Source organism: Phytoactinopolyspora halophila (assembly GCF_003287285.1).
GTDB classification, from domain to species: Bacteria; Actinomycetota; Actinomycetes; order Jiangellales; family Jiangellaceae; genus Phytoactinopolyspora_A; species Phytoactinopolyspora_A halophila.
The window spans coordinates 232,195-257,673 of sequence record NZ_QMIG01000001.1 but is presented as its reverse complement, the minus strand read 5'-3'; the positions used below and the strand labels follow the sequence as shown (position 1 = coordinate 257,673).

The following is a 25,479-nucleotide window of genomic DNA, read 5'->3' as shown; positions in this document are numbered from 1 at the left end:
TCCGTGGCTGTGATTCTCGACAACCCCGTGCGTTCGTATCCGTGGGGCTCGCCGACCGTCATCCCCGAGCTGTTGGGGGTCGAACCGACTGGCGAACCCCAGGCCGAGCTGTGGATCGGTGCGCATCCCGGGTCGCCGTCGACGGTCGCGGGTGACGGCCGGACACTGGACCGATACATCGCCGACGATCCGGGATACACGCTCGGATCGCACACGGTGAAGCGATTCGGGCTGGTCCTGCCGTATCTGCTGAAGGTCCTGGCGGTCGAGCAGCCGCTGTCCATCCAGGCGCACCCCACGATCGAGCAGGCGAAACAGGGATACGCCGCCGAAGAGGTGTCGGGTATTCCGCTGGATTCGCCGGAGCGCTCGTACCGGGATCGCAACCACAAGCCAGAGATGGTCGTGGCGCTCACCGACTTCGACGCGCTGGTGGGATTCCGGGACCCGGAGGACACGGCGCGAGCGTTGCGCGCCACGGGAAAGGACGAACTCCGACGGGCGGCCGAGCTCGTCGTCGCGGACAACGGCCTGCGCGAGCTGGTGCGGATGTGGCTGGCCCTGCCGGAGCCGCAGATTGCCCCCTTCGTGGAGGCCGTGACAGATGCCGCGGCCACCGAAGCGGTGCGCCGGGAACACGAGGCCCTCGACGTCGTGGCCGGGCTGGCCGAGACGTACCCGGGTGATCGCGGCCTGCTGCTGGCGCTGATGTTGCGGCGCATAAGCCTGGGCCCGGGCGAGGCCGCCTTCGTCGGTGCGGGCGTGCCGCACGCATACCTCGGCGGCACTGCCGTGGAGATCCAGGCCAGCTCGGACAACACCCTGCGAGCGGGGCTGACGTCCAAGCACGTCGACACCCTGGAGGTTGACCGCATCCTGCGCTACGAAGCCTCCGGTCACTCGCCCACCCAGGACGACACAATGCTGATTCCGCCGATTCGCCAAGCCGGACCCGGCGAGCATGTCTACCACCAGGACGCTCTGGACGAGTTCCGGCTGTGCCGGCTCGACATGGACGCCGGCGAGATCCACCCCAGCGGCGCCGGACCACGGATCGTCCTCGTCACCGACGGGTTCGCATCCCTGCGGACAGGACCCGCCGGCGCCGCACGGGACGGCCGATCGGAGGACACGACGGGCCCGATGCTCGAATTGCGGCGGGGGCAGGCTGCCTTCGTCCCGGCCGGGGAGTGGCTGATGTCGGTATCCGGAACGGGAACGGCCTTCTCCGTCACTCCCAACATGTGATCACCACGTGCCCGCGTCTGTGCTGAACGCGGGTCCGTGCTCCGACATCGATGGCATTTCCACACGTGCGGGTTCGCGTCGTCGTCGGCTGTATGAATCACGAGGGCGGAACGAATCCGCCGCCCCGAGGAGCCGGTGGGGAATCCGGAGCCTTCCCGGGTTCCTGCTGCTGGTCGGGTTCGGGCGTGTGATCCGGTTCGCGCTGCTGTTGCGGTGGATCGGGCGGAAGCTTCCGGCTGGACTCTTCGGTCGTGCCGGACTCGTACCGGCCGGGGGTGCCCGCTTGCTGCGAGAGCCGAGCCGCGTCGCGCCGGGCGCGTTCGTTGAGCACGGCCACGAGGTAGGCCCATGCCGGTACGTCCGCCGGCGGGGGTGGGCTGACCACCGTGGCGACCTGATCGGCGAGCCGAGCTCCGAGATCGTCGCGTACCTGGGGGGAGAGCTGCGGCAGGCGGCTCACGAAGCTGCGCGCGGAGAGTGCGAGATCGTCGGGTAGTTGCGAGAGTTCGAGACCGGAGGCCCAGCTAGCGAGCTGCGGCGGCATCGGAGGGAGCCCCGACGAGGCGGGAACGCGTTCGCGTAGCACGAGCGTTCCTGCAAGAACGTCACCGATGCGCTTGCCGCGTTCGTTGAGCATGGAGCAGAAGACCGCCCCCACGCCGAGGGTGACCACGAAGTCCGCGAACACGCCGGCGAGCGCGCGTACGAGCGCGTGCCGCGCGCGGATCGCTCCGCCGTCGTCGCGTACGACCCGAAGTCCCAGGGCGAGCTTGCCGACCGAACGGCCCCGCGTCAGCGTTTCCACCGCCGTGGGCACGGCGACGAGCATCGTGATGACGGCGGCCAGACCGAGGGCGGTGGCCAGCGCGGTATCGACGGCCGGGATGACCGTACCGACCAGGATGAACAATGCGAGGCCGATGGCGGCGTAGACCGCGGCATCGATGATGATCGCCAGAGCTCGAGACGGGAGTTTGGCCACGCGCAGTTCAAGCGGGACGGCTTCCCCGGTGATCACATCGCTCATACCGACCAGTCTCCCCGATGCGGGCGGTGCCGGGCATCGCGCATTTCCCGAATACCGCGCAGAGTCAAGGCGTGCTCGTCGCCAGAGTATGAGGGGCCGGCAGTGCATGCTGCCGCCAGCGACGGTGGCAGCAGGAGAAACGCTTGATAGCGTCATGACCGTGGTCGCCGTACGGCGACCACCCGATCAGCACGTCCCGATCAGCATGTCGATCGGGTGCCGGAAGCCGGGAGGGGCGCTCGGAAGGGAGTCTTGTGGACGTCGATGCGTTCATCGCGGCCCATCAGGAGGAGTGGAACCGGCTGAACTCGCTGGTCCGGCGCCGGGGCAAGCTTTCCGGTCCCGAGGCAGACGAGCTGGTGAAGCTGTATCGGGAGGTGTCCACTCACCTGGCGATCGTACGTTCGTCGGCGCCCGATCCCGTGCTGGTCGGCAAGTTGTCGAGTCTCGTGGCCCGTGCCCGGTCCGTGGTGTCGGGGACCCGCGATCCGGGGTGGAACGACGTCCTCTGGTTTCTCACCGTAGGATTCCCGGCCACCGTCTATCGCAACAGGTACTGGTGGCTGGGTGTCGCCGCGGCGTTCGTCATCGCTGCTGTGGCGGTGGCGTGGTGGGTGGAAGCGACCCCGGCCGTACAGGCCACCATCGGTGCGCCGGAAGAGATCCGCCAACTCGTCGAGCACGAATTCGAGGACTACTACTCCGCCCATCCCGCGGGTTCGTTCGCGACCCAGGTGTGGATCAACAATGCATGGGTCGCGGCGGCGTGTCTCGCACTTGGAATCTTTCTGGGCATCCCGGTGATCTACATCTTGGGTGTCAACGTCATGAACATCGCGGTGGCCGCTGGCCTGATGGCTTCGGCCGGTCGGCTCGATGTCTTCTTCGGCCTCATCACGCCGCATGGCCTGCTGGAGCTCACCGTCGTACTGGTGGCGGCCGGTGCTGGCCTGCGGCTGGGATGGACCGTGATCGATCCGGGTTCGTCGACTCGTGCGGAAGCACTGGCCCAGGCCGGGCGGGCGGCTGTCGGAATGGCCGTCGGGCTCGCGGGCGTGCTGCTGATTTCCGGAATCATCGAAGGATTCGTGACACCATCTCCCCTTCCCACCTGGGGCCGTGTCGGTGTGGGCGTGCTGGCCGAGGTGGCCTTCCTGACGTACGTGTGGGTGTTCGGCCGCCGCGCCGTTGCGGCCGGCGAGGTGGGTGACCTGGAGGAATCGCTGCGCGGCAGCACGCTGCCGGCCGCTGCCTAGCGCCAGGTCAACAGTCCGGACACCGGACAGTCTCGTTTAGATCACTGTCTAGACCAATGGGACTACCATTCGTTAACCTTGTTTCCTATTGCGGCGCCGGGCCACCGGTCTGCTGATCGACAACCTCGTACGACATGGCACGTGTACCGCCACAAGTGCCCCAGACGCCGGGCGACATGCCCCGTCACCGAGCTGAACGCGAGCGACGGTCGTGGTGCGCGAGCGGACGGACACCGCCTCGATAGAAGGGGTAAGGACATGAGATCTGGCACCAAGAGAGTCCTGAACGGGGGCACCGTTGCCACGGCCCTGGCGCTCGTGCTGGCGGCGTGCGGCGGTGACGACGACGGAGACGGGGCAGCGGCTCCGGATCCGGAAGAGGGGTACTCTGGCGAGCTCACCGTCTGGATCATGGGGGGTGGGGACGACCCCGTCGGTACCAGCGTCGGTTCGATGGCCGACGCCTTCGAAGCCGAGCACGAGGACGTCACCGTGAACATCGAGTACGTCCCCTGGAGCGCTGGCAAGGATCACTACACCAATGCGATCGTTGCCGGAGAAGTACCTGACCTCGCCGAGTCCGGCAACACCTGGACACCCGAGTTCGCCGAGGAAGGCGTGCTGGCCGAGGCGGATCTTAGCGGCACCGACTACGTGCCGGTTCTGGAAGAGTCTGCGATCTTCGACGGGGCTGCCTACGGCTATCCGTGGTACGGCGGCTCCCGGATCCTGCTCTATCGCACCGACATTTTCGAAGAAGCAGGCCTGGAACCCCCACAGACCTGGGACGACATGCTCGAAGTCGGAGAGAAGATCGCCGCCGAGTTCGACATCTCGCCGTTCCAGGTCGCTGCCAACAACCAGCACTACTTCCTGCCGTTGATCTGGCAGGCCGGTGGCGAGATCGCTACCGAGGAGGGTGACAGTTGGGTTCCGGGATTCGACACAGATGCCGGTCACCAGGCGTTGGAGTACTTCCAGACCCTGTGGGAGAAGGGATGGAGCCCGGCCGATGCGGAGACCGACGATTTCACGTCGTTGAGTCTCGCCGAGGAGTTCGCGAACGAAGAGTCGGCCATGGTTGTCGCGTTGCCGTGGCAGGTCACGGGCCTGGTGGAAGACAATCCGGACCTGGAGGGCAACATCGGTGCGGTGCTCCTCCCGGAGGGGCCGGGCGGTAGCCGCGACACGCTCGCGGGTGGCAGCCATCTCGTCGTGTTCGAGGAGTCGGAGCAGAAAGAACTGGCGGCGGCGTTCGCGGAGTTCGTGGTTGCGCCCGAACAGGCCACGGATTTCGCCGAAACGACCGGATTCTTCCCCGGCACCGTTGACGAGGCCGAGGCGACGGTCGACGAGGACGACTGGCTCTCCCCGGTTGCTGCCGAACAGTTCATCGAGCACGCTCGTGCCTACCCGGTGGCCGGATGGTGGGGGGCCATGGAAGGCGCCACCGCAGTGAAGGACACCTTGCAGGAGCTCATGGCCGGCAACTTCACGGTCGAAGAGGCCGCAGCCAACCTCGACGAAGAGATCCGCAGCCGCGCCGAGGACGGTACGAGTTGAACCAGTCTCGGATACCGGGCCGGGGAGGCGGGCCAGCCGTCGTCTCCGGCCCGGGCCCCGGGGAGCCTGCGCCGTCACCGCCACGTCCGGGGCGTTCCTGGCGGAGGATCTTCGACGACAGGATCTTCCCACTCCTGCTGATCGCTCCGGCCCTCCTGTTCATTGTCGGGCTGGTGGGATTCCCGGTCTTTCGGACCGCGTGGCTGTCGTTCACCGACGCGTCGGGTATCCGCGCCCTCACCGAGGGCGACATGGACTTCGTTGGTCTCGCCAACTATGCCGAGATCTTCTCCGACCCCATCCTGCGTCGTTCGGCGATCACGACCGTCGTGTTCGGGCTGGTCTGCGTCGTCGGAACCATGGTCCTCGGAATTGCCGTAGCGCTGCTGCTCAACCAGCCGTTCCGGGGCCGCACCCTGTTGGGCGTGCTCGTCTTGCTTCCATGGGCGATCCCGCACATCGCGGCGTCGTTCGTGTGGCAGTGGCTGTTCGATGGGCAATACGGCGTCATCAACTGGGTGTTCACATCGCTCGGGTTCGCGCAGTTCGAAGACTTCTCCTGGTTCACGGAGTTCTACACGGCGTTCGCGGTCGTCGGAATCGTGGTCATCTGGCAGTCGTTCCCGTTCGTGACGATCGCCCTGCTCGCAGGCCTTCAGACGATCCCTGCCGACGTCATCGAAGCCTCCAAGCTGGATGGCACGAACGCGTGGCAGCGGCTGCGTATGATCACCTTGCCGATGCTCAAACCGTTGCTGCTCGTGCTCGTCGTGATCTCGACGATCTGGGATTTCAAGATGTTCGACCAGGTCTGGGTGCTCACCGGGGGAGGCCCGGCGCGGCGTACGGAGGTGCTGTCGGTCAGCACGTACGTCGAGGGCATCACCCAGAGCGAATGGGGCATGGGTGCGGCGCTCGCCATGGTCCTGTTCTTCATATTGATCGCCATCACGATCGTCTACATCAAGTTGATCCGCGAGGAGGAGCAGATCTCATGACGAGCTCGCTCACGCCGGCCACGGCGTCCGGATCCGGTCCTCACTACAAGACGGCCGGCCAGGTCCGCCGCCGGAAACTGGCCTCGCGAATCATGATCTACGTCGCGGCCATCGCGGTCGGGCTGTTCGCGATCTTTCCGCTGTACTGGATGGCCATCACCGCGATCAAACCCCAGGAAGAGATCATCACACCCGACCCGGTCTGGTGGCCATCAGAGCTGGTGTGGGATCGGTTCCCCCAGGTGATCGACCGGGGTTTCGGCAGGTATCTGCGTAACTCGCTGATCGTCACTCTCGGTACGACCGCCATCGGGCTGGTGGTCGCCACGCTGGCCGGGTACGCGCTGGCCCGGTTCCGGATCCCGTTGCGGAAGTATCTGGCACTGATCGTGCTGGCCACCCAGCTGTTCCCGGTCGTCGTGCTGCTCATCCCGCTCTTTATCGTGATGCGCAACTTCGGATTGACGGGCAGCCTCTGGGGTTTGATTGTCGCGTATTTGGCGTTCATTACGCCGCTGATGATCTGGATTCTTCGCGGCTTCTTCCTCTCCGTTCCGAACGAGATGGAGGAAGCCGCGTTGATCGACGGGTGCACCCGGTTCGGTGCGATGCGCCGGGTGGTCCTGCCGCTCGCTGGACCGGGAATCGCTGCGGTGTCGATCTTCGCGTGGATCGCCGCGTGGAACGAGTTCCTGTTTGCCTTGACCTTCGTGCGCAACGAGTCCCTGCGCACGCTGCCGGTCGGGCTCGCCTTCTTCGTCGAGCAGGAGCGCGTCGACCATGGAGCGATCATGGCCGGGTCACTGCTGTTCACGCTGCCCGTGGTGGTCTTCTTCCTCTTCGTGCACAAGAGGCTGACCACGGGACTGGTAGCTGGAGCGGTCAAAGGATGACAACTCGGCCCCGGTTGCGTTGGCATCGGTGGCCATACGACGGCGATATGACCCGACTGATATGTACCCGAATGTCCGGGCTTCTCGTACGTTGCGGGATACCCCCAGGAGGTTCTTCCTCCTTCGTCACGTCCCGTAAGGAGATCCCATGGATCGACGAGTGCACAAGCTCGCGGCGGCGACCCTGTCCGCGAGTGTCGTCATCGCGCTCACCACGACATCGAGCGCGACCGCCAGCGACGACGTGGATGTCGCTGAACTGGCCACACCGGAGATGCTCGCCGCGGCCGAGCGTGATCTCGACCTGAGCAGGCAAGAAGCCATCGAGGTGTTCGCCAGCGACCTCCAGGCGATGCACACCCAGGAACGGCTGGAGAAAACCCTGGACGAGTCCGAGGTCGGAGCATGGATCGATGACGGCGAGCTGGTGGTGGCGGTCTCCGACCGGCGTGCAGCCGCCGACGTCCGCCGGGCCGGGGCGACGCCGCGGCTGGTCGAGCACAGCACGGACGAGCTCTCCGACGTCGTGTCCACTCTCGACGACGCGGAAGCCCCCGACGCGTCCGAAGTGTACAGCTGGTATGTGGACGTCCCCGCGAACACCGTCGTCGTGGAGGCGGCCGAGGGAGCCCACGACGCCGCGACAGAGTGGCTTGCGGAAACCGGCGTGGACGCGGATCTGGTCGAGGTCGAGACCACGGAGACGGTTCCCGAGCCGTTCTACGACGTGGTTGGCGGGACGGCCTACGACGTTCCCGGCTCCGGGTGTTCGGTCGGCTTCGCGGTGCAACCGCGCGGGTTCGTGACCGCCGGGCACTGTGGAAACGTGGGCACGCCGACCACGGGTTACAACGGTGCCTCGCAAGGTGTCTTCGAGCGGTCGGTCTTCCCGGGCTCGGACGGCGCGTACGTCTCGGTCAATCAGAACTGGAGCGTGACCTCCCAGGTGTCCCGCTGGAACGGCACTTACGCGCAGGTGAACGGTTCGGACGTGGCGCCGATCGGCGCGACGACCTGCCGGTCCGGGCGGACCAGCGGCTACCGGTGCGGGCAGATCGAGGCCTACAACCAGACCGTGAACTACTCGCAGGGCCCGGTGCGCGGGCTGACCCGGACGAGTGCCTGCGCCCGGCCGGGTGACTCCGGTGGGTCGTTCATCGCGGCGGGGATCAACGCCCAGGGCGTCACGTCTGGCGGCTCTGGCTTCTGCGGTTCCGGTGGTCGGCCGCAGACCTACTTCCAGCCGGTCAACCCGATGCTGAACGCGTGGAACCTGACACTCGTCACGCAATAACCCTCCCACCTCCCCCTCCCCGATGATCATGAACACTAGCCGGCCATATATTGCCGGCTAGTGTTCATGATCACGGTTTCTCGTATGTGCCGGGGGATCAGAGCTGGCCGGCGGCCTTGAGGTCCAGGTAGGCATCGGCGAGCGCGGGTGGTAGCTCACCCGGTGCGGCATCGACCACGTGCGCGCCTCGCTGCCGGAGGAGATCGGCCACCTGGTCGCGGCCCTGCCGGTCGTGCTCCGCGGCGGCGGCCCGGTAGACCGCCGACGCATTCTCCCGAGCGGCCGCCATCTCCGCCAAGCGTGGATCGGCAACCGATGCGACGAGAACGGTGTGCCGTTGCGTCAGCCCATTCACCAGGGGAAGCAGCCCTTGCTCCACGGTGCCCGAGTCGATGCCGGTGATCAGTACCACGAGCGCGTGCCGCCCGGCCCGCGCTCGTATCTCGGCGGCAAGCCCGCGATGGTCGGTTTCGAGCAGTTCGGGCTCCACGGTGGCCAGGGCGTTGACCATGCGAGGCAGGATCTCGGTGGCTGCAGGACGCTCGACTGCCGCGCGGACGCGGCGGTCGTAGGCGAGCAACTCGACGCGGTCGCCGGCCCGTGCGGCCACGGTGCCCAGTAGCAGGGCGGCGTCCATCGCGGCGTCGAGCCGGGGCGCGTCGCCCACGCGCGCGGCGGACGTGCGGCCGGTGTCGAGGACGACGAGGACGTGCCGGTCGCGTTCCGGGCGCCAGGTCCGGACCACGACGTCGCCGCGCCGTGCCGTGGCGCGCCAGTCGATGGATCGGGTGTCGTCCCCCACGACGTACTCCCGCAGCGAGTCGAATTCGGTGCCGGCGCCCCGGGTGAGCACGGCCGAACGCCCGTCCAGTTCGCGCAGCCGCGCCAGCCTGGCGGGCAGGTGCCGGCGTGCGTGAAATGGCGGCAACACTCGCACCGTCCATGCCGCGGCATGGGAGGCTTGCCGCCCGGCCAGGCCGAGCGGGCCCATGCTGCGGACGGTGACGCGGTCGGCGGTTCGATCGCCGCGACGGGTGGGGTGCAGACGGACATCGAATGCGTGCCATCCGCCCGCCGGGGCGTCCACGCGGAACCGGTCGGTAGCTACCCCCGCGGACGGAGGCCACGCGTCCCGGAGCAATCCTCGCACCCGGCGCCGGCCGTGGTTGTGCATGGTCAACGTGACCGTCGCCGTTTCGCCAAGGCGAACCGTGGTGTCGCCGGACCGGTCGAACGAGAGTTGCCGCACCGCCCCGGCCAGAGCCGTGTCGATCAGGCCCAAAACCAAGATGAGCCAGGTCGCGAGCAGCACGCCGATAGCCGACGGCGCTACCGTCGCGACGGCGACGGCGGCGAGCACGGCGACGAGGGCTAGCCGTCCGGACAGGACCATCAGCGCGGCACCGGCACGGTCGCGAGGATCGACTCGAGTACGGAATCGGTCGCCACGCCTTCCATCTCCGCCTCGGGACGCAGCGCCATCCGATGCCGGAGTGTCGGTCCGGCAAGCGCCTTGACGTCGTCGGGCGTCACGAACTCGCGGCCGGACAGCCACGCCCAGGCCCGCGCCGTGGTCAAGAGCGCAGTGGCGCCCCGCGGCGAGACGCCGAGCTGCACGGACGGCGAGGAGCGAGTGGCCTGGCAGACATCGACGATGTAGCCGATGACCTCCGGTGAGATGCGCACGGATTGGATGGCGGCCCGCCCGGCCGTGAGATCGGCAGGACTCGCCACCTGTTCGACGCCCGCAGCCGCCAGGTCGCCCGGGTCGAAACCGTCCGCATGGCGCTGCAGGATGGTGATCTCGTCATCTCGTTCCGGCACGGTGACGGTGAGCTTGAGCAGGAAGCGGTCCAGTTGTGCTTCCGGTAGCGGATAGGTGCCCTCGTACTCGACCGGATTCTGGGTCGCGGCGACGACGAACGGCTCGGGAAGTGGGCGCGGTTTGCCCTCCACCGAGACCTGACGTTCTTGCATCGCCTCGAGCAGGGCCGATTGCGTCTTCGGTGGGGTCCGGTTGATCTCGTCGGCCAGCAGCAGGTTGGTGAACACCGGCCCGGGTGAGAACGAGAATTCGGCCGTGCGTGCGTCGTACACGAGGGAACCGGTGACGTCGCCCGGCATCAGGTCCGGTGTGAACTGCACGCGCTTGGAATCGACCTCGAGCCCGGCCCCGAAGGCCCGGATGAGCAGGGTCTTCGCAACACCGGGGACACCTTCGAGCAGGACGTGCCCGCGGCACAGCAAAGCGATGACCATGCCGCTGACGACCGGGTCCTGGCCGACGACAGCCTTGGCGACCTCCTCCCGGAGCGCGCTGAGTGCGGAACGGGCCTGCTCGGCCTTTTCTGTCACGATGTAATGACCTCCTGTTCGAGTTCGTCCAGTGCGTTCGCCAGGCGGACCAGGCCCGCGTCGTCGGTGGGTTCGGGACCGGCGAGCAGGGTGGTGACGGTCTCGGGTTCGCGCTCCGTGCGCGCGCTCACCGCTTCGATCAGGGCTTCGGCGGGCGCGGTGAGCGGGACAGACAGCCTGGACCGCAGGCGACGCGCCGTGGCGTTGCGAAGAATCGAGGCCGCGTGCCCGCGCGAACCCCCGCGGGCGTACAGGCGGGCCCGGCCTTCGGTGGTTTCCGCCGCACGCACCACGACCGGAAGCGGCTCGGTCACGACCCGGCCCAATCGCCGCGCCCGCCACCAGGCCGCGACGCCAACGGCGATGGCCAGCTGCCAGGCGGCGGGAACGACCCAGCCGGGCATCAGATCGGCGAGATCCCGTGCCTCGTCCGGCGCACCTTCAGGTGTAGGGCGGTACCAGGTCAGCTCCCCGGTTTGGCCGAGCAGGTTGAGTGCCAGCGCGGCGTTGCCGTTCTCGTCGAGATATCGATTGGTCAGGGGAGCACTGCTGCCGAGTGCGACCAGCCGGGACCCGGTGTGGCTGCTGCCGACGAGCAGCGAGGCGCCGTCATCGGTGGGGTAGCAGGCCGTGGCGTCGTCGGGACCGTGGTAGGTCTCGCCGCCGGTGAGCGCGTCACCGGCGCTGCGCGCGGCGGGAAGCTCGCAGCGGGGGGCGAGGACCTGTTCGGGACTCGAACCGGCGTGTTCGAGGTCTGGCCCGAAATCCTCCACGTTGCTCGCCGTGACCAGGACGATGTCCGCGCCGGTGCCGAGGACGTCGTCGATCTGCTCGGGCAGCAGCATGTCCGGCTCGGTGATCACGATCGTTTCGTCACTGCTGGTAGCGCTCACGGCATCCGCAGTGGTGCGGACGGGGGTGATCGTGAGCCCCTGGTCCTCGAGCAGCCGGGCCAGAGCGCGCGCGCCGCTGACGTTCACTCCCTCCGGATCGAGGTATCCGCGGCTCGTCTGATCCTGCAGAAGGGTGATGACGACGGCGAAGATCACGAGAGCGGCCGTCACGAGAAACGGAAAGCGCCAGCGTCGCCAGTGTTGGCGAGCTGTGGGTGTACGGACCGTACTGACGTCGCCGGCCGTCATCGGGGCACCGCCAGGGCTGGACGGTCACCGCCGCTCGCCACCGGCCGGGCGTGCTGGACCGCAGTGTCGAGCTCGCGCATGCGTGCGTGGTCCTCGCTCGTCGCCGGCTGGTTTCCATAGAGTATCCGATCGAACAGCCGCGCCGCGCTGGTCAGGTCGTCCTCGTACCCGGGTAGCTTCGCGCTGGCGTCACCTGCCACCTCGTCGGCCGTCCTTCCCGCCCGGGTCTCGATCAGCCCACGCTCCTCCATGTCCGTGACGACGGCGCGGAACTGCTCGATGACGGCCGTGGTCCAGTCGCCATCCTGTGCTGCTGCCGCGGCAGCGGCGCGATACTCGTGCGCACTACGGCGGCGCTCGCCGAAAACGGGATGGTCACGGGTACCCCGCCGGCGGGTCAGCGGCCCCGTGCGGAGGATGGCCACGATGGCGACGCCGAGGAGAACGGCGACGAGTAACAGGGCACCGAGTCCACCGGGAATCGTCGCGGACGCACCGTCGATCAGCCGCCCGAAGTGCTCGAACAGCCACTCCAACACGCGGGCGGGCCAGGAGAGGTCACGTTCGTACTCCGGCTGCGACAGTTCCTGCCGGGCAAGTTCCCGGGCTTCCTCACGGTCGATGTCGACGACGGGCCCGGCGAATTCGATCATCGTGAGTTCGATCATCGCGGGCCGAGCGTGTTGCCGTGCTGCCCGTCGTCGGAGCGGTGTGGCAGTTCGACGTCGGCCGCCCGGGCGAGCTCGATGTCCAGTGCCTCGCGGCGGATGCGCTGGTCGACGTAGAGCAGTGCGGTGGCGCCCGCACTGAACGGCGCGGTGATCGTGGCACTCACGATGGATCCCAGCGTGTTCACGACGAGTGCACCGAACGACATCCCGGCCATCGTGAACATGTCGCCATCGCCCAACGTTGCCGGCAGGCTGAACGGGATGGAGACCACCTGAGAGACGATGAACACGATGATCATCACGAGGAGGAGAATGCCGAACACTCGCCACCACGACCTCATGACCAGCCGGCTCGAGCGGCGCAGGGCAGCGATGATGCCGATGGGAACCGGATCGCCGTCGGCGCGGGACGTCGTTTCCAGCATGAGCGCAGGTGTGGCGAGCGCGAACAGCACGAGCAGCCAGATACCGATCAACACGGCGGCGATGAGCCCGAGGGCGAGCATACCCACGGCTGCGGCAGGCGCATCAGTTGCGACCATGGCGACGGCGGCGAGGATGACGACCAGCCCGGGCCCGCTCCAGATCAGCGTGTACAGGATCGTCAACCCGAACAGGCGCAACAGCCGGGGTTTGGTGTGGCCCCACGTATCGGCGAGCGAGAGATTCTCCCCCAGCACGGCCCGCCCGACGACCACGGTGAGCATGCCGGTGAGAAAGACCGTCGCGATCCACGTCACCAGCATGACGATGGCTAACCCGCCGATGGCGGTGCCGAAGAAGTTGAGGAGCTCCTCCTCGGTTACGGCGCGTTGCTGCTCGAGCTCCTCGAGGGTGGCGGCCTCGTCCACGAGCATCCACACGAACGGTATGGCCACCAACTGACTGATGATCGCCACGGCAGCGGACAACCCCAGCATCACTCGTGGGTTGCGCCGGATGGTGGTGACGGCGCCGTCCAGGATCTCGCCAACACCCAGCGGCCGTAATGGGATCACGCCTGGCTTGGCGTCTGGCGGACGCCACGACCAGCCCGAGCCGGAGGTCCAACCGGCTGGCTGACCGGAGGCGCTTGGCCCGCTGCCGCCCTGCCTGCCGCCGGGAGGTTCACCAGCACGTCCGGATCCATGATGGCCACCCGCGGAGGCAGAATCATCCGGAGAGGTCGGGCTGTCCGGTCGCTGCCACCCGTGCCCGCCTTCCGGCTCGCCCCACCCGGACGGACGGTCGTTTCCCGACATCGTTCCTCTCCTTCTTCACCGGCGCGTCTTCGCCGGACACCTGGATCACCCCACGTGGCATTGGCCATCATGGCACTTCGGTGACCAAGTATTCGCAGTTGGGCGTCAGGAGTGTCACCATATGGACTATGAAGGGACGTGTGCTCATCGTCGATGACGACACCGCGTTGGCGGAAATGCTGGGAATCGTGCTGCGCGGGGAGGGATATGAGCACGCCGTCGTGACCAACGGTGACGAGGTGATGCCCACTTTTTGGGAATTCAAACCTGACCTCGTGCTGCTTGATGTCATGCTTCCGGGGCGTGACGGTATCGATCTGTGCAAGGAGATCCGCTCGGAGTCGGGTGTGCCGATCGTGATGCTCACCGCGAAGAGCGACACTGTCGACGTCGTCGTCGGTCTCGAATCCGGCGCGGACGATTACGTCGTCAAGCCGTTCAAGCCCAAGGAGTTGGTGGCGCGCGTGCGCGCGAGATTGCGCCGCACCGACGACCCGAAACCCGAAACCCTGCAGGTCGGTGACATCACCATCGACGTGGCGGGGCATTCGGTCAAGCGCGACGGTGAGCTGATCTCGCTGACTCCCTTGGAGTTCGACCTCTTGGCGTGCCTGGCCCGCCGGCCATGGCAGGTGTTCACCCGGGAAGAGTTGCTGGAGAAGGTCTGGGGGTACCGCCACGCGACCGACACCCGATTGGTGAATGTTCACGTACAACGGCTCCGGTCGAAGATCGAAGAGGATCCGGAACGGCCGGAGATCGTCGTCACCGTCCGTGGCGTCGGCTACAAGGCGGGGACAGGTTAATTAGATGGCCGCGGCGCTCATGCGTCCATGGCACGCGGTGCGGCGGGTCTGGCAGCGTTCCATCCAGCTCCGGGTCATCTCGGCGACGCTCGCGCTTTCGCTGGTCGTAGCCATCCTGCTCGGTGCCACTCTGATGCGCCAGATCACCGACGGGCTCCTGCGTGCCCAGGCAGACTCGGCGGTGGCCGAAGCGTCGGCCGGAATCGACTCCGCGCAGGAACTGCTCGATCATGCGACGGATGACGGCACCGGTTCGTGGGTGCCGATGCTCCGCCAGATCGCGGAAGACTCGGCGGGCCGAGGCAGCGGGAACGGCACGGACGCGTTGTACGAGATCGTTCTCCTCGGGCCGGGTGAGAACCCGGTGACGTTCGCGTCCGAGGCGATCGAGCTCGAATGGGTTCCCGAGATCATCCCGCAGGAACTGCGGGAGCACGTGACCGGCGAGGCACGCGTCTTTCACACGTACACGGCGATCCCGGGCGAGAACGGTTCGCTCGACAACCAGGACGGTTCGCTGCCCGTCTTGGCGGTAGGCGGGCAGGTCACCGATCCGTCTGGCGCCCAGTACGAGATGTACTACCTGTTTCCGCTCACCGAAGAGCAAGAGACGATCGGCCTGGTACGCACCGCGTTGATCACGGCCGGGCTGCTCCTGGTGCTCCTGCTCGGCGCGCTGGCGTGGCTCGTCACACGGCAAGTCGTCACCCCGGTCCGGATGGCGGCCCGAATCGCCGAACGGTTCTCGGCGGGCAAGTTGTCCGAACGGATGGCCGTTCGCGGTAGCGACGATCTCGCGCTGCTGGCGACGAGCTTCAACCAGATGGCGGCCAGCCTCCAGCATCAGATCGGTCAACTAGAAGAGCTCTCCCGCGTGCAGCAGCGATTCGTCTCGGACGTCTCGCACGAGCTACGTACCCCGTTGACGACGGTGCGCATGGCCGCGGACGTGTTGTACGAGTCGAAGGACGAATACGACCCCGTGGTGCGCCGCTCGGCCGAACTGTTGCAGGCACAGCTGGACCGGTTCGAAGCGCTGCTCAATGATCTGCTTGAGATCAGCAGGTTCGACGCCGGCGCTGCCATTCTCAATGCCGGACGGCACGATATGCGTGACCTCGTGCACTCGGTGGTCGACGGTGCCCAGCCGTTGGCGGAGCGCAAGGGCAGCCAGATCATCGTCGACGTCCCCACGTATCCGTGCGTCGTGGAGATCGATGCGCGCAGGATTGAGCGGATCGTACGCAATCTGGTGGCCAACGGAATCGAACACGGCGAGGGCCGCGATGTCGTCGTGCGCATGGCCGCCGACGACGACGCGGTGTCCGTGGCGATCCGCGACTATGGAGTCGGCCTCAAGCCCGGAGAATCGTCGCTGGTGTTCCACCGTTTCTGGCGTGCCGACCGCGCGCGTGCGCGAACAACCGGTGGTACCGGTCTCGGCTTGGCGATCGCCCTCGAGGATGCGCGTCTCCACGGCGGGTGGTTGCAGGCTTGGGGGGAGCCCGGAGAGGGCTCTCAGTTCCGGCTCACCCTTCCGCGCAGGGCGGGTGCAGACATCACGTCGGCGCCGTTGGCGCTCGTGCCCGAGGATGCCCGGGGGCGCGCGCTCGAGGCTGCGAATGTGGGTGCCCCGTATCGCCAGCTCCCTCAGCTTCCACCAGCGGAATCGCCAGCGCAGGACGAGCCCGATGTCGTCGCGGGAGAAGCAGGGGAGACCACGCCGGTGTCTTCCGCGGACGGTGAATCGGCGGGAGACACGGCGGCGAACACCGAGAATGCACCGGAAGGTGCCCCGGGCACCGACCCCGACGTTTCCTCGCGTGGTGACGCGAGCACTGATGCGAGCACCGTCTCGGGTGAGGCATCCCAGGAGTCAACAGGGGAGGAGCCGGCCGACGAGGCCGCGGGGGATGATCCCCAGGACGGCGGATCTGGAACCGACAGGTCGGCGGAGGTGACACGTGGGTAGCAAGAGTGGAGCGGCGCTGCTCCTGGCGATCGGCCTGCTGAGCGCCGGATGCACGCAGATCCCCACGTCCGGCCCGGTCGTCTCGGGCGATCCGGTTCGGGCCCAAAACCAGCCTCCCTACGTCGCGTTCGGTGCGGCAGCACCTCAAGAGGGAGAAGACGTCACCGGTATCGTCGACGGTTTCGTCGACGCCATGAGTGCCTACCATCCGGGATACGAGACGGCGAAGATGTTCCTCACGCCGGAGGCGGCGTCTACCTGGGAGCCGACGGCGCAGATCATTGTGCACCAGGGCACTCGCCCGAGCATCGAGCTGGTCGACGACGATCGAGTCCAGCTCAGCGTGACCGTCGCGGGAACCGTCATGCCCGACGGCTCGTACGTGACCACGGACGCCGACACCACCCGTACGTTCGAGCTGTCGATGGAACGCGTGGAGGGCGAGTGGCGGATTGCCGAGCCGCCGGATGGCACGATCATCTCGGAGGAGAATTTCGCCCGTGAGTTCGAAGCGCACGACCTGTGTTTCTTCGACCCCGCGTTCGAGTTGTTCGTGCCCGATCCGGTCTACGTTCCGAAGAATGGCCAGCCCGCCACGCTCCTGGCGCAGATGTTGCTCGACGGACCGTCCGAGTGGGTGGGGCCGGCGGTGAGCACCGCTTTTCCCGAATCGACCACGTTGAGCGTGTCCAGCGTTCCGGTCGAGAACAGAACCGCCACGGTCGAGCTGTCCGAAGAGGCCCAGGAAACCCAGCCAGAGGAGCGAGAGCTGATGGCTGCACAACTGGGTTGCACGCTCGGTGGAATGCCCGAGGTGGGCCGGGTGGCGATGTATTCGGACGGCATCTCCCTGCTCGGACAGGGCGCTCCGCCTGTGGGAGCGGACGATTACGAGCGTTACGACTCCGAGCGCATACCGGCGGCGGGCTCGCTGTATGCGATGCGCGACTCGGGGATGGTGGTCATGCACGACGATGGTTCGGCGGACCCGGTACCGGGCCCGCTCGGCGGTGCCACCGATGTCAACGAGGTGGCAGTGGACGCGAGCGGTAGCCATGCCGCAGCCGTTGCCGCCGGACGCACCCAGCTGCAGATCGCGGAACTCGGTGAGGGCGACGTGCGAGACACGGTCCTCGAGGGCGTGGAGCTCGCCTCGCCGGTGTGGGATCGGCAGAACCTGATCTGGGCCGTGGACCGTTCCGAAGGGCGTGGCGAGCTGGTTGCCGTGGACCGAGAGGGTGCCCCGGTACAGGTGCAAGCTCCCGAGCTCCAAGAGCTCGACATCTCGCGCTTTGCGATATCACCCGAGGGTAGCCGGATGGTGCTGGTGGCCGATGGCCGTGCCTACGTGGCTCTGGTCGTTCGCGATGGTGCCGAACCGAACTTCGTGTCGGTCGAACGCCTTCGACCCGTCGGCCCGGCTTACCAGGCCCTGGATGTGGGTTGGTCCGGTGCGGGTGAGATCGCCGTGCTGGCACAGAACGACGAGGGAGAACTGCCGGAGGTGCTCATCCTGGACATCTTCGGCGCGGTGCAGGCAGAGCGCGGCGCCGTTCCGGGAGCTGTCTCCCTGGCGACGGGACCCGACCAGCCACACATGGTGAGCACCGAGGACGGCGCACTCTACGAGCACGAGAGCAGGACGCGCTGGATCAATGTCGCCGATGGCTGGTCACCGACGTATCCGTGATCCGGGAACATCCGGGAATGGTGGGTGGATGGGTATGCGTGATCGGCTGGTGGCGCTCGCGGCTGCTGGCAGTGACCTGCTGTTCGGCACCGAGTGTGCGGGATGCGGATCGGAGGGTGTCACGATCTGCGCCGATTGCCGGGACGAGCTGATCGGGCCCGCGACGCTGCGTGAGCTGGCGGGCGACGGCGACGTGCCGGTCACTGCGGCGGCCGCCTATTCGGGGGTGGCGGGCTCGGTGATTATCGAGCACAAGGAACGCGGCCGGCTCGCATTGAGCCGGCCGCTCGGTGAGGCGCTGAGTGTCGCGATCACCGCATCGCTGGAAGCCCATGGCTGCGATCACGGTCCCGGCCATCGTCCCGGCGGTGCTCCCGGCCCGGCCGGACACGAGGTGGTCTTGGTGCCGGTTCCGTCCCGTCGCCGTACCGTGCGCGCACGCGGCCATGATCCGGTGTTGCGCGTTGCCCGGCGCGCGGCGTCGATCTTGCGACGGGCAGGCGTCGACGCCGCGGTGATACCCGCGCTGCGCCACGTTTCCCGAGTGGCCGATCAGGCGGGCCTGGGACGCGTGGCGCGAGAGCACAATGTCCACGGTTCTATGACCATGCGACGCTCGGCGCACCGGCTGCTGCTCGGGCGATGCATCGTGCTCGTCGACGACGTCGTCACGACCGGGGCCACGCTACGGGAATGCGCCCGGGTGATGTGTGCGCATGGAGCACCAGCCTGTAGCGCATCCGTCATTGCGGTAGCAGCATGACGAACTTTCGAATTTGGCGTGTATTCCAGGCAACGAAAGGCTAACGTTTGTACATGGCACCCGCTGTTCGTACCCGCATTGATCGGGGCGTCCGGGTCGCTGGCCCGGCTCGCGGGTGTTCCCTCGACTGTCTACCCGCATGGGGAGGTTCCGAGTGGATATCGTCGTCAAGGGCCGTCGCATCGAGGTGCCAGAGCGCTTCCGTGAGCACGTGTCCCAGAAGGTCTCCAAGTTACTGAAATACGACCAAAAGCTCATTCGGGTGGAGGTCGAACTCTCCAAGGAGCGCAATCCCCGGCAGGCTGACCACAGCGATCGTATCGAGATCACGGCTCATTCGAAGGGTCCGGTCATCCGGGCCGAGGCGGCCGCGACGGAGAAGTACGCGGCATTTGACATGGCCCTGGAGAAGTTGACGGCCCGGATGCGCAAGGCCGCTGATCGCCGCCGAGTTCATCGCGGAACCCGCACGCCCCTCTCGGTCGCCGCAGCCACGGCACCGATGGACGGCCATCTGATCGACGCCGGGGCAACTCTCGTGCCGGGGCCGACGGATTCGGCCGACGGTGCATCACCTGACCAGGTCACAGCCGTACCAGAGCAGCAGGCGTCCACGCAGACCGAGCAGTTCGGCCAGGACGCGTGGCCGGAGTCGGATGCTTCGCCGAGCTCGGCGGTGGACGCCGACGACGACGCCGATGTCTACGTCGAACGTAACGGGCCGATGGTCGTGCGTGAGAAGACTCACAAGGCGAATCCGATGACGCGGGACCAGGCCCTGTACGAGATGGAGCTCGTCGGTCACGATTTCTATCTCTTCGTCGATGCCACGACGAAAATGCCCAGTGTCGTCTACCGTCGGCACGGTTATGACTACGGCGTGATCCGCCTGGACGTCTAGAAGAACGACTCGTCTGCGTCGTACCTGGCGTATCCTGCGGAGATCATGGGCGCTGTGAAGCGCTGGAGTTGTCGGTCGGGACTGCTAGCGTCTCGCGCATGGCTCGACCAAGCACGCTCTCTCGCAGCATGGCACGCCGGATCGCGCTCGCCGCGCAGGGGTTCGCCGATCCACGCCCTGTCCGGCCGGATCGCCGGACGCTGCGGCGCGTGTTCGAGCGGGTTGCGGTCGTCCAGATCGATTCGGTGAACGTGCTCTCGCGGTCGCAGTACCTGCCGATCTTCAGCCGGTTAGGTCCGTATCCGCGGGACATGCTCGATCGTGCGGCCGCACGAGCGCCGCGGTTGTTGTTCGAGTACTGGGCGCACGAGGCATCGCTGGTGCCGGTCCACCTGCATCCGTACCTGCGCTGGCGGATGGCGGGAGCGGGCGAGTCGGCGTGGGGAGGGATGCGCCGCGTGGCGCATCGGCAGCCAGAACTGGTGTCGTGGGTTCGTGACGAGGTCAAGCGCCTCGGGCCGGTGACGGCTAGCGAGATCGAGGAGGACGCTCCGCGGCGCAAGGACAACTGGGGCTGGAACTGGTCGGATGTGAAGTCCGCTCTGGAGTTCTTGTTCTGGGCCGGTGAGGTGACGGCGGCGGGGCGTAATGCCTCGTTCGCCCGGCTCTACGATCTGCCTGAACGGGTCCTCCCACCCGAGGTGCTCGCCACTCCCACCCCGTCGCCTGCCGAGGCCTATCGTGAGCTGATTCGTGTGGCGGCCCGATCTCACGGTATCGGTACGGAGCAGTGCCTGCGGGATTACTTCCGGCTGCCCGCGCAGCACAGCCGCAACGCCGTGAACGAGCTCGTCGAAGAAGGGGAGCTGCTGCCGGTCGAGGTCGAGGGCTGGAACCGTCGGGCGTACCTGTACAGCGATGCCCGGGTGCCACGCCGGGTCCAGGCCAGGGCATTGCTCAGCCCGTTCGATTCGGTGGTGTGGGAGCGCTCGCGTGCGCAGGCATTGTTCGACTTTCACTACCGGATAGAGATCTACGTGCCCAAGGCGAAACGGGTGTACGGCTATTACGTCTTGCCGTTCTTGCTGGGAGACCGCCTCGTCGCGCGGGTCGATCTCAAGGCAGATCGGCAGGCCGGCATACTGCGCGTTCAAGCTGCCTGGGCAGAAGCCGATGCCCCGGTGGAGACGCCGGATGAGCTTGCCACAGAGCTCGCGTCCATGGCCACGTGGCTCGGGCTGGCCGGTGTCGAGGTGAGCAGTCGGGGCGACCTCGCCCCGGCGCTGCAGGCGGCGATCCGCGCCGGAACCTGACGGCGTGGGTCGCTGGGCATGCCTGGTTACGGGCTCGACGGCCGTGGTCACCGGCGAATCATGCGAACTCCTCGGGAAGGAGGTCGTAGCGGTATTGGGCGGCGAACGTACCGTCGGATAGCTCGAAGGTGGCACGCTCGGTTCCGCAGTGCCGGAAACCGATCCGCTCGATGACCTTGCGCGAGCCTTCGTTGCCCTCGGCGTGCTCGATGACCAGCCGGCGCAAGCCGAGCCCTCCGTCGTCGGCGGAGATGAACGCGTGCCGGACCATCAGCCGTGCCGCTTCCGAGGCAACGCCGCTGCCTCGGGCCGCAGGATGGACGAGGTAGCCGAGTTCCCCTTGATCTCGCCGCGGCTGGGGTAGGCGTATGGAGAACGATCCGATCGCACGCCCGTCGTCCGGAGAGGCCGCGGCCCAGGTGACAGCGTGACCGGATGCGGCCTCCTCGGCTGCCCTGTGGATGAATTGGACCGCGTCGTCGCGGGTGTACGGCCGGGGAAGGCTGTTGAGCCACCGTAGCGTTTCGGGATCGCGGCACGCCTCGGCCAGCGCATCGGCGTCGGTCTCCTCGTACGGACGCAAGACGACTCGTGAACCGCGGAGTACGGGAACGTCCAGCCACCGCGAGGCGGGAACCATGGGGTCTCCGGCACACAATGTGGCGACCCAGGCGTCGCGCCGCGCGCCGCGCTGGGCGGCGCCGCCGCGCACGTACCCTTCGTGCCGGAAACCCGTTGACCAGGCAACTCTTCGTGATGCCCAATTCCCGACGTATGCCCACCACGTCAGGTGAGTGACCCCGAGCGCCGCATCGCTGAACACCCGATCGGCGACCAGGCGCACCGCGTGGGAGCAGAGTCCCCGGCCGCGCGCGTCCGGCGCGAGCCAGAAGCCGATGTCGCCCAGGCCGTCGCCGGTGAGACCGACACCGATCATGCCGATGACGCGCGCATCGGCAGGATCGCGGATCGCCCACGTGAGACTCCGCCCGGAGGCCCATCCGTCTCGCTGCTGACGGACGAAGTCCTCGGCGTGCTGGCGCGTATAGGGCGACGGCACGGTCGTCCACCGGGTGATCTCCGGATCCTGGCAGAGCGTGGCCAGCTGATCGATATCGCTCTCGGACGGCGCGGAGAGGCGGACGCGCTCGCTGGTGAGATCGAACGGTTCCATTGCGGGTATCCTGCAAACGTATCGCATGGCAGGCAATGGATTTTCGGTGCTCTCGGTGATGCCGGTGAGCTTGCTGGTGCTCGCGCGGGCACGGTCGCATTATTAACTGTCCGATGGGTTGCCACGTACCATTGTCTGAGATGCCATGGGGACGTGTTCCCGCCCTGAACCGCATACCCGTCCGTCTAGGAGATGACCCGCGTGCCCGTTCTGCTCGACAAGATCCTCCGCGCTGGGGAAGGAAAGATCCTCAAGCGTCTGGACACGATCGTCAAACAGGTCAACAGCATCGAGGAGGACTTCGTCGATCTCTCCGACGACGAGCTGCGGGAGATGACAGACGAGTTCCGCAAGCGATACGAGGAGGGGGAGACACTTGACGATCTCCTCCCCGAAGCCTTCGCCACCGTCCGGGAGACGGCCAAGCGAGCCCTCGGCCAGCGACACTTCGACGTTCAGATCATGGGCGGCGCGGCGATGCACCTCGGCAACATCGCCGAGATGAAAACCGGCGAGGGAAAGACGCTGGTCGCCACCCTGCCGGCATATCTCAACGCGCTGGCCGGCAAGGGCGTGCACATCGTGACGGTCAATGATTACCTGGCCAGGCGCGATGCCGAGTGGATGGGCCGCATCTACCGGTTCCTCGGGCTTGAGGTCGGCGTGATCGTCAACGGGCTCTCCTCGGCGGAACGGCGCAAGCAGTACGCCGCCGACATCACCTATGGCACCAACAACGAGTTCGGCTTCGACTACCTGCGGGACAACATGGCGCAGCGGATGGAGGACATGGTCCAGCGTGACCATTTCTTCGCCATCGTGGATGAGGTGGACTCGATCCTCATCGACGAGGCCCGCACGCCGTTGATCATTTCGGGTCCGGCTGATCAGCCCACCAAGTGGTACCGGGAGTTCACGAAGATCGCCGAGCGGCTGACCCGGGACACCGACTACGAGGTCGACGAGAAGAAACGCACCGTCGGTGTTCTTGAGCCTGGTATCGAACGGGTCGAGGACTGGTTGGGCATCGACAACCTCTACGAGAGCGCCAACACCCCGCTCATCCAGTTCCTCAACAACTCCTTGAAGGCCAAGGAGCTGTACCGGCGGGACAAGGAGTACGTGGTCGTCGATGGCAGCGTCATGATCGTCGACGAGCACACGGGCCGGGTCCTGGGCGGCCGTCGCTACAACGAGGGCATGCACCAAGCCATCGAGGCCAAGGAAGGGGTGGAGATCAAGCAGGAGAACCAGACCCTGGCGTCGATCACCCTGCAGAACTTCTTCCGCCTCTACGACAAACTCGCGGGCATGACCGGTACGGCGATGACCGAGGCGAGCGAGTTCGACAAGATCTACAACCTCGGTGTCGTCCCCATTCCGACCAATCGCCCCATGATCCGTATCGACTCCGACGATCTCATCTACCGCACCGAGGACGCGAAGTTCAATGCGGTGGTCGAGGACATCGTGGAACGGCACCGACGGGGCCAGCCGATCCTGGTCGGAACCACCAGCGTGGAGAAGTCCGAGCGGCTGTCGCAGTTGCTGCGCAAGCATGGCGTGCCGCACGAGGTGCTCAACGCGAAAAACCATGATCGTGAGGCCGCGATCATCGCGCAGGCCGGGCGCCGGGGAGCCGTCACGGTGGCGACGAACATGGCCGGTCGCGGCACGGACATCATGCTCGGCGGGAACCACGAATTCATGGCCGCTGCCGAGCTCAAGCAACGCGGCCTGGATCCGGTGGAGAATCCAGAGGAGTACGCGGCCGCCGAGGAAGCCGTGCTCGAGAAGTACGAGGCGCAGGTGGCGGCCGAGCGTGACGAGGTCCGCCAGGTCGGTGGTCTCTATGTCCTGGGTACGGAACGCCACGAATCCCGCCGGATCGACAATCAGCTGCGTGGCCGTTCTGGCCGCCAGGGAGATCCTGGTGAATCGCGCTTCTACCTGTCGTTGCAGGACGATCTCATGCGGCTCTTCAAGGCCGACTGGGTCGAGACGATCATGCGCACGCTCAACCAGCCGGAAGACGTCCCCATCGAACACAAGCGAGTGAGCGGTGCGGTCAAGAATGCGCAGGCACAGCGCGAGGCGCAGAGCTTCGAGGCACGCAAGGACGTGCTCAAGTACGACGACGTCCTCAACCGCCAGCGCCAGGTCATCTACGAAGAACGCCGGCGCGTTCTGGAAGGTGAGGACCTGCACGAACAGGTGACGGCGATGCTCGACGACGTCGTGACAGCTTACGTTCGCGGTGCGACGAACGACGGCTTCCCGGAGACCTGGGATCTCGATGAACTGTGGCGAGCGCTGAAGACGCTGTACCCGGTCTCGCTCGACGCCGAGAAGGTCATCGCGGATGCCGGTGGACGGGAGCGGCTGTCGGCGAGCACGCTGACCAAGGAGCTCGTCGAGGACGCACGCGCCGCCTACGCGGCACGCGAGGCGGAGCTGGGTTCCGAGGTGATGCGCGAACTTGAACGTCGGGTCCTGCTGACGGTGATCGACCGCAAGTGGCGCGAGCACCTCTACGAGATGGATTATCTGCGTGAGGGCATCGGCCTGCGTGCGTTCGCACAGAAGCAACCGTTGGTCGAGTACCAGCGTGAGGGTTTCGACCTGTTCACCACCATGATGGACGGGATCAAGGAAGAATCCGTGGGCTTGTTGTTCAACCTGGAAGTCCAGGTGCGAAAGCCCGAATCCGAGGATGCGGAGGCTGCCGAGGCGGGAGAGCGTTCCGCTCCGGTGGTCGAGGCCGAAGGGCTCACTCCGGCGCGCCGTCCGGCGCAGTTGCAATACACCGCGCCGACGGTCGACGGCGAGGGCGGTGTACAGCGCAACGTCGTCGCTTCTGGACCCGGGGGAGCGCGCGGCGCCCACGCCGCGTCCAACGGTGACGACGATGATGAGAGCCGGTTCGAGGGGGTCGCCCGCAACTCCTTGTGCCCGTGTGGATCGGGGAAGAAGTTCAAGCGTTGCCACGGTGACCCGAAGCAGCGAGCAGCCATGTCGTGAATGGCCCGTTGACCCGGAATTTGCTCCGCTGTATTCCGTCTGTCAGACATATTCGTTATGGTGCCGTCATGCCGATTTGATCATCGGAGGGCGGCGTCATGGGTATCACTCGGTATGGGTCCGCGTTTCGGCCAGGCCGATCGGGTAGTCG

The 25,479-nt window shown here is 66.7% G+C and carries 20 protein-coding genes; 13 read left to right on the top strand and 7 right to left on the bottom strand.

All coding sequences use genetic code 11. The features are described 5' to 3' along the window. Positions 1 to 3 precede the first annotated feature (3 nt). A complete protein-coding gene (gene manA, locus DPM12_RS01180) occupies positions 4 to 1,248 on the top strand; it encodes a mannose-6-phosphate isomerase, class I (protein WP_211658180.1) in 1,245 nt (414 codons plus the stop codon). A gap of 97 nt (positions 1,249 to 1,345) precedes the next feature. Here the strand turns inward: manA and DPM12_RS01175 are convergent, their stop codons facing one another. Further along, the gene (locus DPM12_RS01175; protein WP_158542656.1) at positions 1,346 to 2,275 is read right to left on the bottom strand and encodes an RDD family protein; all 930 of its coding nucleotides are present in this window, start codon (positions 2,273 to 2,275) and stop codon (positions 1,346 to 1,348) included. A gap of 254 nt (positions 2,276 to 2,529) precedes the next feature. On the opposite strand from DPM12_RS01175, the gene DPM12_RS01170 reads away from it, so the two are divergent. The 5 genes from DPM12_RS01170 to DPM12_RS01150 all read left to right on the top strand — a co-directional run bounded on the left by DPM12_RS01170 (position 2,530) and on the right by DPM12_RS01150 (position 8,279). Continuing rightward, positions 2,530 to 3,531, top strand: a complete 1,002-nt coding sequence (locus tag DPM12_RS01170; protein WP_112256401.1) for a stage II sporulation protein M — start codon at positions 2,530 to 2,532, stop codon at positions 3,529 to 3,531. A gap of 258 nt (positions 3,532 to 3,789) precedes the next feature. Further along, entirely contained in the window at positions 3,790 to 5,094 is a 1,305-nt protein-coding gene (locus tag DPM12_RS01165; protein WP_112256399.1) for an extracellular solute-binding protein, read from the top strand. Beyond that, positions 5,091 to 6,092: a carbohydrate ABC transporter permease gene (locus DPM12_RS01160; protein WP_158542654.1), complete on the top strand. Its 1,002-nt coding sequence runs from the start codon at positions 5,091 to 5,093 to the stop codon at positions 6,090 to 6,092. Before DPM12_RS01165 ends, DPM12_RS01160 begins: the two co-directional genes overlap by 4 nt. Beyond that, positions 6,089 to 6,985 (top strand): carbohydrate ABC transporter permease, encoded by an 897-nt coding sequence (locus DPM12_RS01155; protein WP_158542652.1) that lies wholly within the window; start codon positions 6,089 to 6,091, stop codon positions 6,983 to 6,985. The genes DPM12_RS01160 and DPM12_RS01155 overlap by 4 nt, the downstream gene beginning before the upstream one ends. Positions 6,986 to 7,133: 148 nt before the next feature. Then, positions 7,134 to 8,279 (top strand): S1 family peptidase, encoded by a 1,146-nt coding sequence (locus tag DPM12_RS01150; protein WP_112256393.1) that lies wholly within the window; start codon positions 7,134 to 7,136, stop codon positions 8,277 to 8,279. Between the two features lie 97 nt (positions 8,280 to 8,376). Here the strand turns inward: DPM12_RS01150 and DPM12_RS01145 are convergent, their stop codons facing one another. The 5 genes from DPM12_RS01145 to DPM12_RS01125 are packed head-to-tail and all read right to left on the bottom strand — an operon-like array spanning position 8,377 to position 13,688. Further along, positions 8,377 to 9,672 (bottom strand): DUF58 domain-containing protein, encoded by a 1,296-nt coding sequence (locus DPM12_RS01145; RefSeq protein WP_112256391.1) that lies wholly within the window; start codon positions 9,670 to 9,672, stop codon positions 8,377 to 8,379. After that, positions 9,672 to 10,637 (bottom strand): AAA family ATPase, encoded by a 966-nt coding sequence (locus DPM12_RS01140; RefSeq protein WP_342778733.1) that lies wholly within the window; start codon positions 10,635 to 10,637, stop codon positions 9,672 to 9,674. Before DPM12_RS01140 ends, DPM12_RS01145 begins: the two co-directional genes overlap by 1 nt. Further along, on the bottom strand, positions 10,631 to 11,776 hold the full coding sequence (locus tag DPM12_RS01135; RefSeq protein ID WP_112256389.1) for a DUF4350 domain-containing protein: 1,146 nt from the start codon (positions 11,774 to 11,776) through the stop codon (positions 10,631 to 10,633). The genes DPM12_RS01140 and DPM12_RS01135 overlap by 7 nt, the downstream gene beginning before the upstream one ends. Further along, positions 11,773 to 12,444 carry a DUF4129 domain-containing protein gene (locus DPM12_RS01130; RefSeq protein ID WP_112256387.1) on the bottom strand — a complete coding sequence of 224 codons (672 nt, stop codon included), beginning with the start codon at positions 12,442 to 12,444 and terminating at the stop codon, positions 11,773 to 11,775. Before DPM12_RS01130 ends, DPM12_RS01135 begins: the two co-directional genes overlap by 4 nt. Then, complete coding sequence (locus DPM12_RS01125) at positions 12,441 to 13,688, bottom strand: DUF7847 domain-containing protein (protein WP_123788372.1); 1,248 nt, start codon at positions 13,686 to 13,688, stop codon at positions 12,441 to 12,443. Before DPM12_RS01125 ends, DPM12_RS01130 begins: the two co-directional genes overlap by 4 nt. A gap of 128 nt (positions 13,689 to 13,816) precedes the next feature. Between DPM12_RS01125 and mtrA the strand changes: the two genes are divergently transcribed. The 6 genes from mtrA to DPM12_RS01095 all read left to right on the top strand — a co-directional run bounded on the left by mtrA (position 13,817) and on the right by DPM12_RS01095 (position 21,133). Next, positions 13,817 to 14,494: an MtrAB system response regulator MtrA gene (gene mtrA, locus DPM12_RS01120; RefSeq protein WP_112256383.1), complete on the top strand. Its 678-nt coding sequence runs from the start codon at positions 13,817 to 13,819 to the stop codon at positions 14,492 to 14,494. A 4-nt stretch (positions 14,495 to 14,498) separates the two neighbouring features. Continuing rightward, entirely contained in the window at positions 14,499 to 16,466 is a 1,968-nt protein-coding gene (mtrB, locus tag DPM12_RS01115) for an MtrAB system histidine kinase MtrB (protein ID WP_112256381.1), read from the top strand. Further along, the gene (locus DPM12_RS01110; RefSeq protein ID WP_112256379.1) at positions 16,459 to 18,156 is read left to right on the top strand and encodes an LpqB family beta-propeller domain-containing protein; all 1,698 of its coding nucleotides are present in this window, start codon (positions 16,459 to 16,461) and stop codon (positions 18,154 to 18,156) included. Before mtrB ends, DPM12_RS01110 begins: the two co-directional genes overlap by 8 nt. Before the next feature lie 28 nt (positions 18,157 to 18,184). Then, positions 18,185 to 18,919 carry a ComF family protein gene (locus tag DPM12_RS01105; protein WP_123788373.1) on the top strand — a complete coding sequence of 245 codons (735 nt, stop codon included), beginning with the start codon at positions 18,185 to 18,187 and terminating at the stop codon, positions 18,917 to 18,919. A 154-nt stretch (positions 18,920 to 19,073) separates the two neighbouring features. Continuing rightward, entirely contained in the window at positions 19,074 to 19,820 is a 747-nt protein-coding gene (gene hpf / locus DPM12_RS01100; RefSeq protein ID WP_112256375.1) for a ribosome hibernation-promoting factor, HPF/YfiA family, read from the top strand. A gap of 98 nt (positions 19,821 to 19,918) precedes the next feature. Continuing rightward, positions 19,919 to 21,133 carry a winged helix-turn-helix domain-containing protein gene (locus DPM12_RS01095; protein WP_112256374.1) on the top strand — a complete coding sequence of 405 codons (1,215 nt, stop codon included), beginning with the start codon at positions 19,919 to 19,921 and terminating at the stop codon, positions 21,131 to 21,133. 58 nt (positions 21,134 to 21,191) lie between these two features. Here DPM12_RS01095 and DPM12_RS01090 read toward each other — a convergent pair whose 3' ends face one another. Further along, positions 21,192 to 22,307 (bottom strand): GNAT family N-acetyltransferase, encoded by a 1,116-nt coding sequence (locus tag DPM12_RS01090; RefSeq protein WP_112256372.1) that lies wholly within the window; start codon positions 22,305 to 22,307, stop codon positions 21,192 to 21,194. Positions 22,308 to 22,508: 201 nt separating this feature from the next. On the opposite strand from DPM12_RS01090, the gene secA reads away from it, so the two are divergent. Then, complete coding sequence (secA, locus tag DPM12_RS01085; RefSeq protein WP_170313653.1) at positions 22,509 to 25,328, top strand: preprotein translocase subunit SecA; 2,820 nt, start codon at positions 22,509 to 22,511, stop codon at positions 25,326 to 25,328. The last annotated feature ends 151 nt before the right edge of the window (positions 25,329 to 25,479 follow it).